This is a genomic window from Microbacterium sp. MYb64, from assembly GCF_002979495.1.
Taxonomy (GTDB): Bacteria; Actinomycetota; Actinomycetes; order Actinomycetales; family Microbacteriaceae; genus Microbacterium; species Microbacterium azadirachtae_A.
Genome location: NZ_PCOW01000036.1, coordinates 1 through 16,521, shown reverse-complemented (window position 1 = coordinate 16,521; position 16,521 = coordinate 1). Strand labels below are relative to the sequence as shown.

Here is a 16,521-nt window from a genome sequence, read left to right as displayed (position 1 = left end):
CATGGCCGCCCCCGGCGCCCGTCCCGGTGTGCGGGCACTGCTCGACGCGATGCCTCAGGTCCCCGCGTTCGTGCTGGGGCCGGCCATGGACGTGCTCGCCGTGAACCTGCTCGGCGACGCCCTCATCGCACTCCCCGACGGGTCGCGCAACATGGCCCGCCATGTCTTCCTGGATCCGACCTCACCCGCCTACTACCCGGAGTGGGACAAGGTCGCCCGCGAGACCGCGGCCCATCTGCGTCGGATGGCGGCGCTGCTCCCCGACGCCCCCGAGATCGCCTCGTTGATCGGCGAACTCACCATCGGCAGCGACGAGTTCGTGCGCGCGTGGGCGCGGCAGGAGGTCGTCGTGAAGACCCACGGCCACAAGCTCGTCCATCATCCCGAGATCGGGCGCCTCTCGCTCGACTACGAGACGCTCGCCCTTCCCGACGAGCCGGCGCTCATGCTCGTGACCTACACGGCCGCGGACGAGAAGACCGCCGATGCGTTGCGCACACTGGGATCCTGGGCCGCGAGCGGTGCGGCAGCAGGCGCCGTCGAGCGCTCCTCGCGCATCCGCGATCCCGACCGCGCCCCCGCGGCCGAGCGCTGACCCGCACGACGCGAAGCGCCGGCCCGCACGAGGCGGAACCGGCGCTTCCCGTTCCGGCGGTGCGCCTCAGATCACGCCCTGCGCGAGCATCGCGTGCGCGACGCGCTCGAAGCCGGCGATGTTCGCGCCTGCGACGTAGTCGCCCGGAACGCCGTAGCGCTCCGCGGCGTCGAACGCGGCGTGGTGGATGTCGGCCATGATGTCGCGCAGCTTCTGCTCGCTGTCGTCGAAGCCCCAGCGCTGGCGTGCCGCGTTCTGGCTCATCTCCAGCGCGGAGGTCGCCACGCCACCGGCGTTCGCGGCCTTGCCGGGAGCGAACAGCACGCCCGCGTCCTGGAACGCCACGACGGCCTCGGGGGTGCTCGGCATGTTGGCGCCCTCGGAGACGGCGCGGACGCCGTTCGCGATCAGGGCCTCGGCGCTCGCGCCGTCCAGCTCGTTCTGCGTGGCGGAGGGGACCGCGATGTCCACGGGCACCTCCCAGACGGATCCGCCCTCGACGAAGCGGGCGCTCGGCCGACGCTTCGCGTACTCGACGATGCGGCCGCGCTCGACCTCCTTGATCTGACGCAGCAGATCCACGTCGATGCCGGCGTCGTCGACGACGTACCCGGAGGAGTCGGAAGCGGTCACGGCCACCGCGCCCAGCTGCGCGGCCTTCTGGATCGCATAGATCGCGACGTTGCCGGATCCGGAGACCCCCACGCGCTTTCCGTCCAGGGAGTCGCCGTGCACGGCGAGCATCTCCTGCGCGAAGAAGACCGCGCCGTAGCCGGTGGCCTCCGTGCGCACCTGGGCCCCGCCCCAGCCGATGCCCTTGCCCGTGAACATGCCGGACTCGTGCCGGTTGGTGATCTTGCGGTACTGCCCGAACAGGTAGCCGATCTCACGGCCGCCCACGCCGATGTCTCCTGCGGGGACGTCGGTGTGCTCGCCGAGGTGGCGGTACAGCTCGTTCATGAAGGACTGGCAGAACCGCATGATCTCGGCATCGCTGCGACCGTGCGGGTCGAAGTTCGAGCCGCCCTTGCCGCCGCCGATGCCCTGGCCGGTGAGCGCGTTCTTGAAGATCTGCTCGAAGCCGAGGAACTTGATGATCGAGATGTTCACCGACGGGTGGAAGCGCAGGCCGCCCTTGTACGGACCGAGAACGGAGGAGTACTGCACGCGGTAGCCGCGGTTGACCTGCAGCTTGCCGTTGTCGTCGACCCACGGCACCCGGAAGATCACCTGGCGCTCCGGCTCGACGAGACGCTCCAGCACTCCCGCGTCGACGAACTCGGGGTGGCGCTCGAGCACCGGGCCGATGGAGTGCAGCACCTCGTGCACGGCCTGGTGGAACTCGGGCTCATTCGGGTTCAGCGCCCGGACGCCGTCGAAGACGGGCTGGGCGAGAGCGGAGATCGGATGGAAGTCGACAAGGGTGGTTTCAGTCACGCGGGGGATGCTTTCTGACGGAGAGACAAGGGCGAGCGCTGTCGATCGTGTCGGGCGCGACGAGCCGGATGCGGCGGAGTTCTCACTCTAACCCGCACCACGGTGCGCCCCGCGCTGTGCGACGGCGGCAGCGAGAAGGGCAGGTCAGCCCGTGTTCTGCAGGCCGGCGGCCACCCCGCTGACGGAGAGCAGCAGCAGGCGCTGCAGCTCGGGATCCGGCGCCGGTGCGGACTCGTCGGCGTCGCGGAGGCCGCGCAGCGCCCGCAGCTGGAGCAGCGAGAGCGCGTCCACGTAGGGGCTCCGCATCGCGACCGCGCGCTGCAGGATCGGCTTGTTCTCCAGCAGCCGCTCGCCTCCGGTGAGGCGGATCACCCAGGAGCGGGTGAGGTCCATCTCCTCGTGCACGAGCCCGGCGAGGTCGTCGCGGTCGCCGAGGCCGAGGTAGCGTCGTGCGATGCGCGGATCCGTCTTCGCGAGGCTCATCGCCACGTTGTCGACCATCGTGCGCAGCAGCGGCCATTCCCGGTACGCCGTGCGCAGCAGCTCCTCGTCGCCGACGGCCTCGAGCGCCGTGCCGAGACCGAACCAGCCGGCGAGGTTGATCCTGGCCTGCGTCCACGCGAACACCCACGGGATCGCCCTGAGGTCCTCGAGGGACTCGACCGAGAGCCCGCGGCGGGCGGGGCGCGAGCCGAGGGCGAGCAGACCGACCTCCTCCATCGGCGTGACGGTGGCGAACCAGGGCGCGAAGCCGTCCGCCTTCACGAGCGAGAAGAAGCGATCGCGGGAGGCGCGATCCATGGTCGAGGCGACCTCGGCGAACCGCGCCGCGGCGGCGCTATTGCGCTGCTCGACCCCGGGGGAGGAGGCGAGCAGGGTCGCCGCCGTCACCTGGTCGATGTGCCGCATCGCGATCGCGGGCTCGCCGTAGCGCGCGAAGATGACCTCGCCCTGCTCTGTGAGCTTGAACCGGCCGTCCACGGAGTGCGGCGGCTGGGCGAGGATCGCCGAGTTCGCAGGTCCGCCGCCGCGCCCGAGGGCGCCGCCGCGGCCGTGGAACAGGGTGAGCTCGATGCCCTCGCGCTGCGCCCAGGCGGCGATCTCGGCCTGTGCCTCGTACAGGGCGAGGTTCGCGGCGACGGGGCCGACGTCCTTCGACGAGTCCGAGTAGCCGAGCATGACCTCGAGGCGTCGGCCGGTCGCGGCGAGGCGTGCGGCGAAGGCCGGGTGCGTGACGATCTCGGCGAGGATCCCCGGGGCCGCCTGCAGGTCCGCGAACGTCTCGAACAGCGGCACCACGTCGAGTACGGGCCCGTCGTCGGCGCACGCGTACTGCGCGAGCCGGTGCACGTTCGCGAGGTCCTGGGCGGACTGCGTGAACGAGACGACGTAGCGACCCGCCGCGCGCGGACCGTAGGTGCGCTGGATCTCCCGGACGGCCCGGAAGACTGCGAGCACCTCCTCGGTCTCGGCGCTGAGGGATCCGGATCCGCTCTCGGCCGCGTCCAGCTCGGCCAGCGCGCGGGCATGCACCTGCGAGTGCTGGCGCACCTCGAGCTCGGCGAGGTGGAAGCCGTAGGTCTGCACCTGCCAGATGAGGTGCTGCACGCCGCCGAACGCGTGCCGGTGCGCCCCGGCGGCCTCGAGCGACGACTGCACGGTGCGGAGGTCCCCGAGCAGCTGCTCGGGATCCGTGTAGCCGCCCTCGTCGCCGCGACGGGTGACCCCGACCCGGTGCGCGAGCAGCAGCAGGATCCGCCGGTGCGGCTCCGAGGGGGAGCGGGTGGCGACCTCGTGGGCGACGTCGGGGTGGGCGGCCTGCAGCTCGTCCCACAGCGCGGTCGCCTCGGGCGAGGGCGGCGTGCCCTCGGCGTCGAGGGTCAAGGTGCGTCCGATCCGCTCCAGGGCGCGCTCGAGTCCGCGCAGGACGTGGTCGGCCGCGATCGCCGCGGCTTCGCGTGTCACCGCGGCGGTCACGAACGGGTTGCCGTCGCGGTCGCCGCCGACCCAGGTGCCGACGCGCACGAAGGCGGGCACGATGGGGGCGGAGGATCCGGAGTCCTCGCCGCGCAGCACGTCGTCGATGCGGCGGTACACGTGCGGCACGGTCGTGAACAGCGTCTCGTCGAAGACGCTCATGACGGTGCGCACCTCGTCGGTCGGAGCCGGCTTCTGTGCGCGCAGCGGAGCGGTGCGCCAGAGGGTGTCGACCTCTTCCAGCATGCGCCGGCGGGCGCGGTGGGCCTCCGGGGCGCCTTCGGCGGCGGCGTCGTGCGCGCTCAGCAGCTCGGCGAGGCGCCGGATGCTCGAGGACACCGCGCGGCGGCGCGCCTCGGTGGGGTGCGCCGTGAAAACGGGGTGGAATCGCAGAGCGCCCAGCCTGCGGCGGGCCTCCTCCTCGCCGACCTCGGCGCTCAGCTGCGCGAAGGCTCCGGCGACCGTGTCGGTGGAGGTGGGATCGTCGCCGCGCTCGCGGAGAACGCGCACGCGCTGATGCTCCTCGGCGAGGTTCACGAGGTGGAAGTAGGCGGTGAAGGCCCTGGCGACCTCGTCCGCGCGCTGCACCGAGAACTCCTCGGCGATGCGGGTCGCGCGGTCGAAGGCCTCGGCGGACTCGTCGGTGTAGGCCTCGATCGTGGCCTGGCGCAGGCGCTCGACGTCGTCGAACAGGTCGTCGCCGCCGGATTCGCGCAGCACCTGGCCGAGCAGCGCGCCGAGCATGCGCACATCGGCGCGCATCGCCTCGGGCAGCTCGCGCCCTGCCTCGAACCGGCCGACGATGCGGATGGCTTCGGTATGGGTTGTGTCGGGGGTCACGGTTCGAGCGTAAACCGACCAGGCCCACCCGACGACCGCGTGACGCCCCGCTCCGTCCGCCCGTCTCGCCTGGCCCCGCCTCGCCTCGCCCCATGACCGCGAGACTCCAACTCCGCGACGAGACTGCGGCTCTGGTGCGCAGTCTCGTCGCGGAGTTGGAGTCTCGCGGAAGTAAGGGGGTGCTCGTGAGGGGGCGCGATACGGTGGAGGGGATGAGCCGCACGAGTCGCCTTCTGAGATCACCGCAGTTCCCCGCGATCCTGCTGCTGGCGACGGCGGGGCTGGGGCTGCTGCTCGCGAACCTTCCCACGCACGACGCGATCGCGGGCCTCCTCGGCGCGCACCTCGGAGTTCCAGGCACGGCCCTCGACCTCTCGGTCTCCCACTGGGTCTCGGACGGCGTGCTCGCGATCTTCTTCTTCGTCGTGGCGCTCGAACTCCAGTACGAGCTCACCCGTGGCGAGCTGAACAGCGTGCGCGTGGCGATCCAGCCCGCGATCGCCGCCGCGGGCGGCATCCTCGTGCCGATCGCCCTGTACCTCTGGATCGCCGGCTCCGATGCGAGTGCGATCGGCTGGCCGATCCCGACCGCGACGGACATCGCCTTCGCACTCGGCGTGCTCGCGGTGTTCGGGCGCGGTCTGCCCTCCGCGGTCCGCGCGTTCCTGCTGGCGCTCGCGATCCTCGACGACATCGTCGGGATCGTGTTCATCGCCGTGCTGTTCGCACACGGACTGAACCTGCTGCTGCTCGGACTGGGCGTGCTCGCGGTCATCGTCTTCGCCGTGCTGAGCCGGCAACTGCGGGGGCGCGCGACCCCGGTCGTCGCCGTGCTGATGGTGATCGTCGGCCTCGTCGCCTGGGCTCTGTTCGCCGCCTCCGGCGTGCATGCCACGATCGCCGGCGTCATGCTGGGCCTGGTGATGGCGCCGCGGGCGGCGGATCCGACCCGTCACGCGCTGGAGCCCTGGGTCAACGGCCTGGTGCTGCCCCTGTTCGCCTTCGTGGCGGCGTTCGTGGTCATCCCGCAGGTCCCGCTGGACGAGCTGTCGCCGGCGTTCTTCGCGATCCTCGTGGCGCTGCCGGTCGGCAAGCTGATCGGCATCGGCGCGTTCGGCGCCCTCGCGCAGCTGATCCGTCCGCGGGGCGCGCCCCCAGCGATCCGGTTCCCCGACGTGCTCGCGGCCGGCGCCCTGGGCGGCATCGGGTTCACGGTCTCCCTGCTGTTGGCCAACCTCGCGTTCGCCGGGGACGCGGCTGTGAAGGATCAGGCGATCCTCGCGGTCCTGCTCGGTTCGGTGATCGCCCTGATCGTGGCGGCCGCACTGGTCTCCTGGCGTGCGAAGGTGCATCGCGCCCTCGGCGATGCGGAGGACGAGGAGCCGGCCGACGAGTCGGACGAAGAGGAGACGTACGGGCATGAACGCTGAGCAGGATCCCGAGACGGATCCGCTCCGGGCCGCCGCGGAGGTCATGCGGCAGGTGCGCGAGCGGTGCGTGTGGTCGCAGGCGATGACCCACCGCGAGCTCGTGCCGTACCTCGTCGAGGAGTCGGCCGAGCTCATCGACGCCGTCGAGCGCGACGACCGTGCGGAACTGCGCGAGGAGCTCGGCGACCTGCTCTGGCAGGTGCTGTTCCATGCGGCGATCGCGGCGCAGGATCCGGAGGATCCGTTCGACATCGACGACGTCGCCCGCACCCTGACCGAGAAGATGACCCGGCGCCACCCGCACGTGTTCGGCGACGCGATCGCCCGCACGCCGGAGGAGGTGCTGGTCCACTGGAACGCCGCGAAGGCGGCGGAGAAGCACGAGCGCCGCAGTGTGCTGGACGGCATCCCGCCGGGCATGCCCGCGCTCGCCCGCGCGCAGAAGATCCTGGGCCGCGCTGCGAAGGCGGGCGTCGAGGTCTCAGAGGATCCCGCCGTCGAGGTCGGCGAGGAGGCGCTGCCGGCGATCGTCGGCCCCACTCCGGCGCCCGTCGCGGAGCCCGTCCCGCTCACCGAGGCGGAGCTCGGCGATCAGCTGCTCGCCCTCGTCGTCACGGCTCGCACTCACGGCTGGGATGCCGAACGCGCACTGCGCGAGCGCATCAGGCTCCTCGAGGACGAGGTGCGCGCCGTGGAGGGATCCGAGCCCGCCGGACGGACCTGGAAGAATGGATCCGTGGCAACGGTCAATCCTCCGCGCGGGATGCGCGACTTCCTCCCCGCCGACAAGGCGCGTCGTGAGCGTGTGCTCTCCGTCATCCGCGAGCGCTACCGCGCGCACGGCTTCGACGAGATCGAGACGCCGGTCATCGAGGAGTACGACCGTCTGCACGCGGGGATCGGCGGCGACAACGAGAAGCTGTCCTTCAACATCCTGCGCCGGGGGCTCGACGCGGACGGCATCCGCGCGGCCGCGGAGGATCCCGCCGGGCTCAGCGACCTGGGCCTGCGCTACGACCTGACCGTCCCGCTCGCGCGCTTCTACGCGACCAACCGCGGACAGCTGCCCGGGGTGTTCCGCTCGATCCAGATCGGGCCGGTCTGGCGCGCCGAGCGGCCGCAGAAGGGTCGCTACCGCCAGTTCGTGCAGTGCGACATCGACATCATCGGCGACGACTCGGCCCGCGCCGAAGCCGAGCTCATCGTCGCCTCGCTCGACACGATCGACGCGCTCGGGCTCACCGGCGGCATGGTGCGGGTGAACGACCGCCGCGCCCTGGACTGGATGCTCGACTCGTTCGGCTTCGCCGAGGAGGAGCGCCCAGGGGTGCTCATCACGATCGACAAGCTCGACAAGATCGGTGCCGACGGCATCGTCGCCGAGCTGCGCGAACGCGGGGCCGCGGCCACCGCGGTCGATGCGTTCGCGACCTTCCTGCACCGCCCGCAGACCCTCGAGTACAACCCCTACGGCGAGCGGCAGATCCGCAAGGCCCTTCCGGAGAACGCTCCGGAAGACCTCGTCGCGCACCTGGTCGGACTCGGCGAGGCCGTCGCGGCGGCCCGTCCCGCCGCCGAGGGGATCGATCCGATCCCGCTGCAGTTCGACCCGTTCCTCGTGCGCGGCATGGGCTACTACACGGGCACGATCATGGAGCTCGCGCACCCCTCGGTGTCGTATTCCCTGGGCGGTGGCGGACGCTACGACGGCATGATCGGGCGCTTCCTCGGGCAGCAGGTGCCGGCGGTCGGCTTCTCGATCGGCTTCGAGCGGATCGTGGATCTGCTGGAGTCGGCCGATGACGCGGCGGGCCAGTCCGTGGTGCTCGTGCACGACGGCGACGTGCCCGTCTCGGAGCTCGTCGCGCACAAGGCGGCGCTCATCGCCGGCGGTGCCAGGGTGCGCCTCGAACGGCGCACGAAGAACCTCAAGGCGCTGCTCGAGCGCGCCGCGGCCGATGGCTACACGGCGTTCGCGGGCGTGCGCGCGGGCGACGCCTCCGACGCGCTCGAGGTCAAGCCCCTCTCCTGAGAGCGGCAATCCCTCGCAAGAGTGCCGGATCGTCCACGGCCGGACACGCGCTGTTCATGTCGATGCGGTCTGATCGGCGTATGGACGCTGCTGATCGCCGTCTGGCCGGATCCCGAGGCGTCCCGGTGGGGCTTCTCGGCGCCGCCGGGCTCGCGATCGCCGGATCCGCCGTCGCCGTGCCGCTGGCACTGCGGCGCCAGGCGCGCATCGCCCGGCGCCGCATCGGCAAGCCGCTGGGGGAGGACGCGATCGACGCCGACCGCGTGTGGCGGCGGCGCCTGTCGGGCGAGCCGATCGAACTGCTCCTGCTCGGAGACTCGCTCGCGGCCGGTCTCGGCGCGGAGCGGCGCAAGGACACGCTGGGCGGACGACTCGCGAAGGGCGTCGCCCGGCGCACGCGGCGACCGGTGCGACTGCGGACGGTCGCGATCGTCGGATCCGAGTCGCCGGATCTGGACGCCCAGCTCGCGTCGCTCGAGACGGACTACCTGCCGCACGTCGCGGTGATCGTCGTCGGCGGCAACGACGTGACCCACCGGATCCCCGTCTCGTTGTCGGTGCAGCACCTCGAGGACGCGATCGGCTGGCTGCACGCGCTCGGAGCCGGCGTCGTGGTCGGCACCTGCCCCGACCTCGGGGCGCTGCGAGCCGTTCCGCAACCGCTGCGGTCGATCGCCTCGCGGATGTCGCGGCGGCTGGCGGCGGCGCAGGCACAGGCCGCGATCGAGCACGGAGCCACCGCGGTCGATCTGCGCCGCGCCGTGGGGCCGATGTTCTTCGACGAGCCGGAGGAGATGTTCAGCCTCGACCGGTTCCACCCGAGCGCCCTCGGCTACCGACGCACCGCGGAGGCGCTGCTGCCCGCGGTGACGGCGGCGGCCGAGGAGTCCTCGGTGAGTGCGGCCGGAGGAGCGCTCAGCTCTCTGATGCGGTGAACGACGCGGCCCATTCGGCGATGCGGGCGGTGCTCTCCGACTCCGAGAGGTCCTCGACCCGCGTCATGATCGACCAGCGCACGCCGAACGGATCACGGATGCTCGCGTAGCGGTCGCCCGAGACGAAGGTCGACGGCGCTTCGCGGACCGTGGCGCCCGCGGCGACGGCGCGCTCCACGACCGTGTCGACGTCGGGCACGTAGAGGCCCATCGAAAAGCAGTCGGCGTCGCCGCCGGGGGCTGCGATGAGCCCGTACTCCGGATTGGGGTCGCCGAGCTGCAGGATCCCGAGACCGAAGTCGAGGTCGGCGTGCGCGACCACGCCGCCGAACTCGGTGATCTCGACGACGCGGGCGCCGAAGATCTCGCGGTAGAACTCGATCGCGGACCGGGAGTCGGGGATGGCAAGGAACGGAGTGAGGGACGTCGCCGAGTTCGGGCGGCCGTTCGTCGTGTACGCGCCGGTGACGCCGGTGGTCGCTGTGGTGGAGGTGTCTTCGCTCATGACCCCGAGGCTAGGCGCGGAGAGGGAGGCGGTTCTTGCAGATTCGCGCCAGGTTCAGAAGAGGACGGCCGCCCCGCGATGAGCCGATGTCGGCGCCGCCTTCTAGGCTCGAGGAATGGTCGATCCGACGCGCGGTGTGCTGTATCCGGCGCGCCTGCCGCAGTTCCACCGGCTCCCGCCGCCCGTCGATGCCGCCGAGCTCGTGGAGTGGTGCTGGATCCCGGAGTGGGACATCGAACCGGGCCGCTCGTCGCGGCAGGACCTGGTGTCGTTCCCCGCGCTGAACCTCGTCGTCGAGGAAGGGGGTGCGGTGCTGTCGGGCGCGACGACGCGCGCCAGCGCGCGGGAGCTGACGGGCAGGGGGTGGGCCGTCGGCGCACTGCTGCGACCGGCCGCCGTGGCCGCGCTGACCGAGGCGCCGTCCGCCCTGCTCGACCGCGTGGAGGCGTACCCCGCAGCAGGACTGCCCGAGGCGGTCGCGCACGCGATGTCCTCGGGCGACGGGCATCGGGAACGGGCCGTCGCGGTGCTGTGCGACTGGTTGCGCGAGCGCGTCGGCGAGGTCACCGCCCCGGCGCGGCATGCGAACGCGATGGCGGAGCTGCTCATGTCGGATCCCGACGTCCGCACACCCGAGCAGGCGGCGGCGCGGCTGGCCGTCTCGGTGCGCACTCTGCAGCGCATGGCGCACCGCCACGTGGGACTCTCTCCCGCCGCCATGATCCGCCGGCGGCGCCTGCAGGAGGCGGCGGAGCGGATCCGCTCCGCTCCCGGCACGGATCTGGCGACCGTCGCCGCCGATCTCGGTTATGCGGATCAGTCGCACCTCGCGAACGATTTCCGCGCGGTGCTCGGCTTCACGGCGTCGGCGTATCGTGCCGACGCCGGTCCCGGCGGAGCCTGATCGCGCGGAGGCCGACGCCGACGAGCACCACGGCCGCTCCGATCAGCACCGAGGGCAGCGGCAGCGTTGCAGCCAGGACGACGCAACCGATGGCGCCGAGCACCTGCAGCGGTCTCGGATACCGGCGGGCGGCACCGCCCTGCCGGAGCGCGGAGGCGTTCGCCACGAAGTAGTACAGCAGGACGCCGAACGAGGAGAACCCGATCGCGCCCCGCAGGTCGGCGACGAGCACGACGGCCACGACGACGGCGCCCGCGGCCAGCTGCGCGCGCCGGGGCACCCGGTGCCGCGGATCGACGGCGGCGAGGATCCGGGGGAGGTCGCGTTCCCGAGCCATCGCGAGGGAGGTGCGCCCGATCCCGGACAGCAGGGCGAGCAGCGCGCCGGTCGCGGCCGTCGCTGCGGCGATCCGCACCGCGGGTCCGGCGGACGTCCAGCCGGCGGCCGAGACGACATCGGCGAGGGGAGCGGACGAGCCCTCCGCGGCGCCGCCGAGCGTCAGCACGACCGCGCCGCCGACGAGCAGGTAGACCACGAGCGCGGCGACGAGCGCGATGCCGATCGCGCGCGGGATGACGCGCGACGGATCCCTCACCTCCTCGCCCATGGTCGCGATCCGCGCATAGCCCGCGAAGGCGAAGAACAGCAGCCCCGCGGCCTGGAGCACCCCGTACAGGGATCCGGACAGGAGAGGTGCGGGCGCGGCCTGCGGCAGCGCGGCGCCTGCCGCCGCGAGGACCACGATCAGTCCGAGCAGTGTCACGCCGACGAGCACCTGGGTGACGCGCGCGGTGCGGGTCACGCCGGCGCAGGTGACGGCGGTGAGGGCGGCGACCGCCGCGATCGCGAGGGGCTTCTGCCATCCCGCCGGGACGATGTAGGCCGCGACCGTCATCGCCATCGCGGCGCAGCTCGCGAGCTTGCCGATCACGAAGCTCCAGCCGGCGACGAAGCCCCACCAGGGTCCGAGCTCGGCGCGTCCGTACGCATATGTGCCACCGGAGACCGGATGCGCGGCCGCGAGCTGCGCGGACGAGGTGGCGTTGCAGAACGCCACGAAGCCCGCCAGCACCAGCGCGATCAGGAGACCGGATCCGGCGGCGCCCACGGCGGGGCCCCAGACGGTGAAGACCCCAGCGCCGATCATGGATCCGAGGCCGATCGCGACGGCGTCGCCGAGCGTCAGGCGGCGCGCAAGAGGCATGCGTCCATCATCGCCGACCGCAGGGCGTCGCGCGTCCCGCGGTCGCGGCGAATCGCGAGCCGCCGCGTGGCGTCAGGCCTTCGCCGTCGTGACCCGCTTCTTCTCCCGCACGTACACCTCGCGGCGCACGCGCGCGACGACCTCGCCGGCACCGTCGGTGATCTCCGTCTCGAACCATTCGAGCACCTTCGCGCCGCCGGCGGCGCGCTCCCGGATGTCGGCGACCCGCTCCGCAGGCACGTGGAAGCGCGCGGTGAGCACGCCGCGGCCCGGCTTGAGGAACTCGATCTCGCCGCGGGTGTCCCACACCACGTAGTCGCGCCCCAGCTGATGCATGACCAGCATGAAGAAGTACGGATCCGTCATCGCCTGCATGGATCCGCCGAACGCGGTCTTGACGTAGTTGCGCGTGAAGACGTTCACGTGCAGCTCGACCGCGGCCTGCGTCCAGTCGGCGCTGAACCCGCGCACCCTGATGCCGCTGAACAGGTTCGGGATCCACAGGCTCATGCCGACGGCCAGCCGGCGGGGAGTGATGCGCATGCGGCCAGTCTTCCCGGTGCGCGCCATCCGACATGAATCGACTGGATCCCTTCCACAATTGATCTAGTTGACCTAGAATAACTAGATAGGGGGTGAGCGGGATGCTGATCCGTATCGACGCCGACAGCGCACAGCCGCTGTTCGCGCAGATCGCGGCCTCGGTGCGCGCGGAGGTGCTCGCAGGGCGCCTGCGTCCCGGTGACAGGCTCCCCGCCGCCCGCGAGCTGTCCGACGCCATCGACGTGAACGTGCACACCGTGCTGCGCGCGTATCAGGAACTGCGCGACGAGGGGCTCGTGGACCTGCGCCGTGGGCGCGGCGCCGTGCTCTCGGCCTCCGCCGCGCCGCTGGCCGACCTCGCAGAGGACATCGGGGCGCTCGTCCGTCGTGGCACCGCACTCGGTGTCAGCCCCGCAACGCTCGCCGCGTTGATCGCCGCCCAGGAATGAGGAGGATCCCCATCATGAACGCCCGTTCCACTCCCGCCGCCCACGACGTGACCGCGATCCCGGCCCGTGATCTGCGCCGGGCGCGGCTGATCGCGCTGACCCTCGGCGCCGTGGTGCCGCTCGTGCTCTCCGCCGTCGTGCTCGCACTGGTCCTCGCCTGGCTGCCTGAGCTGCCCTCGCCCGCCGCCACGCACTGGGGTCCCTCGGGCGTCGACGGCTTCGGACCGCCCGTCACGTTCATCTGGCTGTCGATCCTGCTCGGCTTCGTGCTGCCAGCGGTGCTCACGATCACGACGGTCGTCGGGGTGCGCGACCACTGGGGCAGCGGTGCGAGGCTCATCGTCGGGATGGCGCTGGGGATCTCCGGGCTCAGCGCCGTGATCAACCTGGGCGCCGTCGGCACGCAGCGCGGGATCGCCGACGCGAAGCAGGCGGAGGATCTCGGCGGGCTCATGCTGCTGGGGTTCGGCGCCTTCGTCGTGCTGATCGGGATCGGCTGGCTGCTGCAGCCGCACATCCGTCCTGCGCCGGCCGCGCCGCTGCAGCCCGCCCATGTCGCCGCGATCACGAGCGGCGAACGGGTGGTCTGGCTGGCGACGGCGTCGCTGTCCCGCCGTGCCATGATCCTCATCTCCCTCCTCGTGGTCGTCGTGGTCGGCATCACCGCGTTCATGGCGATCCGGTTCACCGATCGGATGTGGGTGCCGGTGCTCACCCTCGTGCTCATCGGGGGCGCGTTCGCGTCCTCCGCATCGTTCCGGGTGCGCGTCGGGCCCGACGGACTCTCGGTGCGATCCCAGATCGGCTTCCCCCGCGTGCACGTGCCCCTCGACGAGGTCGTCTCGGTGCGTGCGGTGGAGTGCAACCCGTTCGGCGAGTTCGGCGGCTTCGGCTGGCGGCTCGGCCTCGACGGCCGGACCGGGATCGTGCTCCGCCGCGGGCCCGCCATCGAGGTCGAGCGCCGCGACAAGCGTCCTCTGGTCGTCACGGTCGACGGCGCGGCGGTCGGCGCCGGCGTGCTGCAGGCGTACCTCGACCGCGCGGGGGCGCCCGGGGCTGCAGGAACCGATGGCGGCGTCGACGGCGGGAGGACGCGATGATGAGCGCGCAGGCGACGGAACGAGCGGACGGCGATCGGAGCATCGGTCTCGGCGCGATCATCGCGTACGTCGTGCTGGCCTGCGGGCTGGCATGGCTGGTGGCACTGCCGCTGTGGCTCGGCGACGGGCTGCGCGAGCCGTATGCGCTGCCACTGATGACCGTGATGATGTACATGCCGGCCGTGGCCGTCGTGCTCGTGCTGTTCGTGCTCCGGCCGATCCCGAAGGGGCAGCGGTTGCGGTTCCTGGGCCTGTGGCCCCTGCGTCCGGTGAAGCGGGTCGTGTGGCTGATCGTGATCGGGCTGCTGGTCCCTCCGCTGCTCGTGCTGGCCTCGACCGCGGTCGCGGCGCTGTGCGGCTGGCTCACGGTCGACCTCGCCGGCTTCTCCGGGTTCACCGAGCTGATCGCGGCGAAGGTCCCGGCGGGCACGCCGCTTCCGCCGACGGGCGTGCTGATCGCGGCGCAGGCGGCGAGCATCCCCGTCGCCGCCGCCACGGTCAACGCCATCGCGGCGTTCGGCGAGGAGCTCGGCTGGCGCGGCTTCCTCGTGCCGGCGCTGCGTCGCTACGGCACCTGGGCGTCCCTGCTGATCAGCGGGGTGGTCTGGGGTCTGTGGCACGCGCCGATCATCCTGCTCGGCTACAACTTCGGGCGCACCGATGTCAGCGGAGTGCTCCTCATGACCGGAGGATGCGCGGTGTGGGGCGTGCTGCTCGGCTGGCTCCGGCTGCGCTCCGGCTCGATGTGGCCCGCGGTCTTCGCGCACGGCGCGCTCAACGCCTCGGCGGGGATGTACGTGTGGTTCTTCGCCGCGGGCACCCGGGCGGATCCGGCCCTCATCCTGCCGCTGGGCGTCGCGGGCTGGATCGTCGGCGCGGTGCTGATCCTCGTCCTGATCGTCACCGGGCAGTTCCGGCGGCAGCCCGCGCTCGCCACGGACCGGCCGCGGACGCTCCCTGCGCCCTTCCCCGAGCCGGTGCTCGAGAATCCGCAGGACGCGGGTTCGGGGGCGGGACCGTCCGCGCCGGCCGGATCGGAGCCGGAGCGGTCTTGATCGCCGCCGCGCGAGGGGCGAAGCTGGGCGCATGGCCCAACCGAACCTGGCGAACTGGCGCGCCGCAGACGACTATCTGTCCGAGACCCTCGTCGGACACGACCCTGCGCTCGAGGCCGCTCTGGCCGCGCAGCAGGCGGCGGGGATGCCCGCGATCGAGGTCGCGCCGGTCAGCGGGAAGCTGCTGAACCTGCTGGCCCGGATCGCGGGGGCGCGCCGGGTGCTCGAGATCGGCACGCTCGGTGGCTATTCCACGATCTGGATGGCGCGGGCGGTGGGCGACGGCGGCCGCGTCGTGACGATCGAGGCGGAACCGGACAATGCCGCGGTCGCGCGCGCGAGCATCGACGCCGCGGGCGTGGGGGAGCGGGTCGAGATCCGCCTGGGGCGCGCCGCGGAGGTGCTGCCGGCGCTCGAGGACGAGGAGCCGTTCGATCTGATCTTCATCGACGCCGACAAGGAGTCGAACACGATCTATCTGGACTGGGCCGCGCGGCTCGGACGTCCCGGATCCGTGGTCGTGCTGGACAACATCGGCCGCGACGGGGACATCGTCGATCCTGCCTCGGCCGACTCCATGGTGGTCGGCACGCGCGAGGCGCTGGAGATGCTCGGCCGCGACCCCCGCTTCGATGCGACCGCGCTGCAGACGGTCGGCGTGAAGGGCTGGGACGGCGTCGCGATCGCCGTGGTGGTGTGACGCGACCCGCGTGAGCGGGATCGGCGGGTCTGCGCGGATCCGCATCCGGACACACCCGCGCCGGGCGGTGCGGATCCCGGCGGAACGGGTCACAATGGACGCGTGACGCAACCGGTGGGTCTGGGCGGGCGGCCGATGACGCCGCCGCCCGGCGTGCCCGCGGAGGAGCGCCTCATCGCCCGGTTCCACCCGCACGCGCGGCATCTGTTCTGGTCTGCGCTCGTGCTCATCGTCGTGGCGGGCGTGACCGGATACTTCACGAGCAACCTCCCTTCCCCCGTCGCGGGCTGGGCCAAGGACTGGATGCTGTGGGCGGCGGCCGGTGCGCTGGTGCTGCTGCTCGTCGTGGTGCCGTTCATCGTGTGGCTGTCGCGGCGCGTCACGATCACGACGCGCCGGGTGATCGTGCGCGACGGCATCGGATCCCGCAACAGCATCGAGATGTCGCACGCCCGGGGCTACACGATCTCGGTGCGCCGCGGACCGCTGCAGCGCCTCGTCGGCGCCGGAACGGTCCTGCTGTCGAACGGGGTGGATGCGCCGCTGCGGATCCGCGACGTGCCGAACGTCGCCCTCGTGCAGGAGACCCTCGCGGACCAGGTCGAGGTGGGGCAGATCCTCGCCCACCGCGACGCACAGGCCGCCCAGAACCCCTACACGGCCTGACTTTCCCTGATCCCTCCTGCCCGTCCCTGCGCGGCCCGGCCGCCGCGCGCCTTTCGTCGCCCGCCCCCGTGCCCGCGCCCCCTCCTGTGCTCACACCACCTTCGAGTCGTCCCCGCCAGCGGACCCCATAGCGTGCGCTGACAGGGACG

The 16,521-nt window shown here is 72.2% G+C and carries 14 protein-coding genes and 2 pseudogenes; 11 read left to right on the top strand and 5 right to left on the bottom strand.

Annotated elements, in window-relative coordinates:
- Window positions 1–595: pseudogene (locus CQ044_RS19700) on the top strand (transcriptional regulator); the annotation flags it as partial.
- A 66-nt stretch (window positions 596–661) separates the two neighbouring features.
- On the opposite strand, the gene gdhA reads toward CQ044_RS19700, so the two are convergent.
- On the bottom strand, window positions 662–1,999 hold the full coding sequence (gene gdhA, locus CQ044_RS19140) for an NADP-specific glutamate dehydrogenase (protein WP_181158397.1): 1,338 nt from the start codon (window positions 1,997–1,999) through the stop codon (window positions 662–664).
- 177 nt (window positions 2,000–2,176) lie between these two features.
- Entirely contained in the window at window positions 2,177–4,771 is a 2,595-nt protein-coding gene (locus CQ044_RS19135; RefSeq protein ID WP_258133380.1) for a phosphoenolpyruvate carboxylase, read from the bottom strand.
- A 290-nt stretch (window positions 4,772–5,061) separates the two neighbouring features.
- Here CQ044_RS19135 and CQ044_RS19130 point away from each other — a divergent pair, with 290 nt between their 5' ends.
- The 4 genes and pseudogenes from CQ044_RS19130 (at window position 5,062) to CQ044_RS19115 (ending at window position 9,246) form a co-directional block, all read left to right on the top strand.
- Window positions 5,062–6,279, top strand: a complete 1,218-nt coding sequence (locus CQ044_RS19130) for a Na+/H+ antiporter NhaA (protein WP_105689937.1) — start codon at window positions 5,062–5,064, stop codon at window positions 6,277–6,279.
- Window positions 6,269–6,982, top strand: a pseudogene (locus tag CQ044_RS19125) (MazG family protein); the annotation flags it as partial. The gene CQ044_RS19130 and the pseudogene CQ044_RS19125, both read left to right, overlap by 11 nt.
- A 60-nt stretch (window positions 6,983–7,042) precedes the next feature.
- Window positions 7,043–8,311: a HisS family protein gene (locus CQ044_RS19120; RefSeq protein ID WP_219845002.1), complete on the top strand. Its 1,269-nt coding sequence runs from the start codon at window positions 7,043–7,045 to the stop codon at window positions 8,309–8,311.
- An 80-nt stretch (window positions 8,312–8,391) separates the two neighbouring features.
- Window positions 8,392–9,246 carry an SGNH/GDSL hydrolase family protein gene (locus tag CQ044_RS19115; protein WP_105689936.1) on the top strand — a complete coding sequence of 285 codons (855 nt, stop codon included), beginning with the start codon at window positions 8,392–8,394 and terminating at the stop codon, window positions 9,244–9,246.
- On the opposite strand, the gene CQ044_RS19110 is transcribed toward CQ044_RS19115, so the two are convergent.
- Complete coding sequence (locus CQ044_RS19110; protein WP_105689935.1) at window positions 9,227–9,751, bottom strand: glyoxalase/bleomycin resistance/extradiol dioxygenase family protein; 525 nt, start codon at window positions 9,749–9,751, stop codon at window positions 9,227–9,229. The genes CQ044_RS19115 and CQ044_RS19110 overlap by 20 nt on opposite strands.
- Before the next feature lie 115 nt (window positions 9,752–9,866).
- Here CQ044_RS19110 and CQ044_RS19105 point away from each other — a divergent pair, with 115 nt between their 5' ends.
- Entirely contained in the window at window positions 9,867–10,655 is a 789-nt protein-coding gene (locus tag CQ044_RS19105) for a helix-turn-helix domain-containing protein (protein WP_105689934.1), read from the top strand.
- Here the strand turns inward: CQ044_RS19105 and CQ044_RS19100 are convergent.
- Entirely contained in the window at window positions 10,609–11,859 is a 1,251-nt protein-coding gene (locus tag CQ044_RS19100; RefSeq protein ID WP_105689933.1) for an APC family permease, read from the bottom strand. The two genes, CQ044_RS19105 and CQ044_RS19100, sit on opposite strands and share 47 nt — an antisense overlap.
- A 72-nt stretch (window positions 11,860–11,931) precedes the next feature.
- Window positions 11,932–12,402: a DUF4442 domain-containing protein gene (locus tag CQ044_RS19095; protein WP_105689942.1), complete on the bottom strand. Its 471-nt coding sequence runs from the start codon at window positions 12,400–12,402 to the stop codon at window positions 11,932–11,934.
- A gap of 101 nt (window positions 12,403–12,503) precedes the next feature.
- On the opposite strand from CQ044_RS19095, the gene CQ044_RS19090 reads away from it, so the two are divergent.
- From CQ044_RS19090 to CQ044_RS19070, 5 genes are all read left to right on the top strand, one after another.
- On the top strand, window positions 12,504–12,851 hold the full coding sequence (locus tag CQ044_RS19090; protein ID WP_045270467.1) for a GntR family transcriptional regulator: 348 nt from the start codon (window positions 12,504–12,506) through the stop codon (window positions 12,849–12,851).
- 14 nt (window positions 12,852–12,865) lie between these two features.
- On the top strand, window positions 12,866–13,951 hold the full coding sequence (locus tag CQ044_RS19085) for a DUF1648 domain-containing protein (RefSeq protein WP_105689932.1): 1,086 nt from the start codon (window positions 12,866–12,868) through the stop codon (window positions 13,949–13,951).
- Complete coding sequence (locus CQ044_RS19080) at window positions 13,951–15,006, top strand: CPBP family intramembrane glutamic endopeptidase (RefSeq protein WP_105689941.1); 1,056 nt, start codon at window positions 13,951–13,953, stop codon at window positions 15,004–15,006. The genes CQ044_RS19085 and CQ044_RS19080 overlap by 1 nt, the downstream gene beginning before the upstream one ends.
- Window positions 15,007–15,037: 31 nt before the next feature.
- Window positions 15,038–15,706, top strand: coding sequence for an O-methyltransferase (locus tag CQ044_RS19075; RefSeq protein WP_105689931.1), 669 nt, complete (start codon window positions 15,038–15,040; stop codon window positions 15,704–15,706).
- Window positions 15,707–15,808: 102 nt separating this feature from the next.
- Complete coding sequence (locus CQ044_RS19070) at window positions 15,809–16,372, top strand: PH domain-containing protein (protein WP_105689930.1); 564 nt, start codon at window positions 15,809–15,811, stop codon at window positions 16,370–16,372.
- Window positions 16,373–16,521: the final 149 nt, after the last annotated feature.

Coding starts and splice junctions, on each gene's coding strand:
- CQ044_RS19135 (WP_258133380.1), bottom strand. CDS start 4,771: ATGCGCGCCGATGTGCGCATGCTCGGCGCGCTGCTCGGCCAGGTGCTG.
- CQ044_RS19130 (WP_105689937.1), top strand. CDS start 5,062: ATGAGCCGCACGAGTCGCCTTCTGAGATCACCGCAGTTCCCCGCGATC.
- CQ044_RS19120 (WP_219845002.1), top strand. CDS start 7,043: ATGCGCGACTTCCTCCCCGCCGACAAGGCGCGTCGTGAGCGTGTGCTC.
- CQ044_RS19115 (WP_105689936.1), top strand. CDS start 8,392: ATGGACGCTGCTGATCGCCGTCTGGCCGGATCCCGAGGCGTCCCGGTG.
- CQ044_RS19110 (WP_105689935.1), bottom strand. CDS start 9,751: ATGAGCGAAGACACCTCCACCACAGCGACCACCGGCGTCACCGGCGCG.
- CQ044_RS19105 (WP_105689934.1), top strand. CDS start 9,867: ATGGTCGATCCGACGCGCGGTGTGCTGTATCCGGCGCGCCTGCCGCAG.
- CQ044_RS19100 (WP_105689933.1), bottom strand. CDS start 11,859: ATGCCTCTTGCGCGCCGCCTGACGCTCGGCGACGCCGTCGCGATCGGC.
- CQ044_RS19095 (WP_105689942.1), bottom strand. CDS start 12,402: ATGCGCATCACTCCCCGCCGGCTGGCCGTCGGCATGAGCCTGTGGATC.
- CQ044_RS19090 (WP_045270467.1), top strand. CDS start 12,504: ATGCTGATCCGTATCGACGCCGACAGCGCACAGCCGCTGTTCGCGCAG.
- CQ044_RS19085 (WP_105689932.1), top strand. CDS start 12,866: ATGAACGCCCGTTCCACTCCCGCCGCCCACGACGTGACCGCGATCCCG.
- CQ044_RS19080 (WP_105689941.1), top strand. CDS start 13,951: ATGAGCGCGCAGGCGACGGAACGAGCGGACGGCGATCGGAGCATCGGT.
- CQ044_RS19075 (WP_105689931.1), top strand. CDS start 15,038: ATGGCCCAACCGAACCTGGCGAACTGGCGCGCCGCAGACGACTATCTG.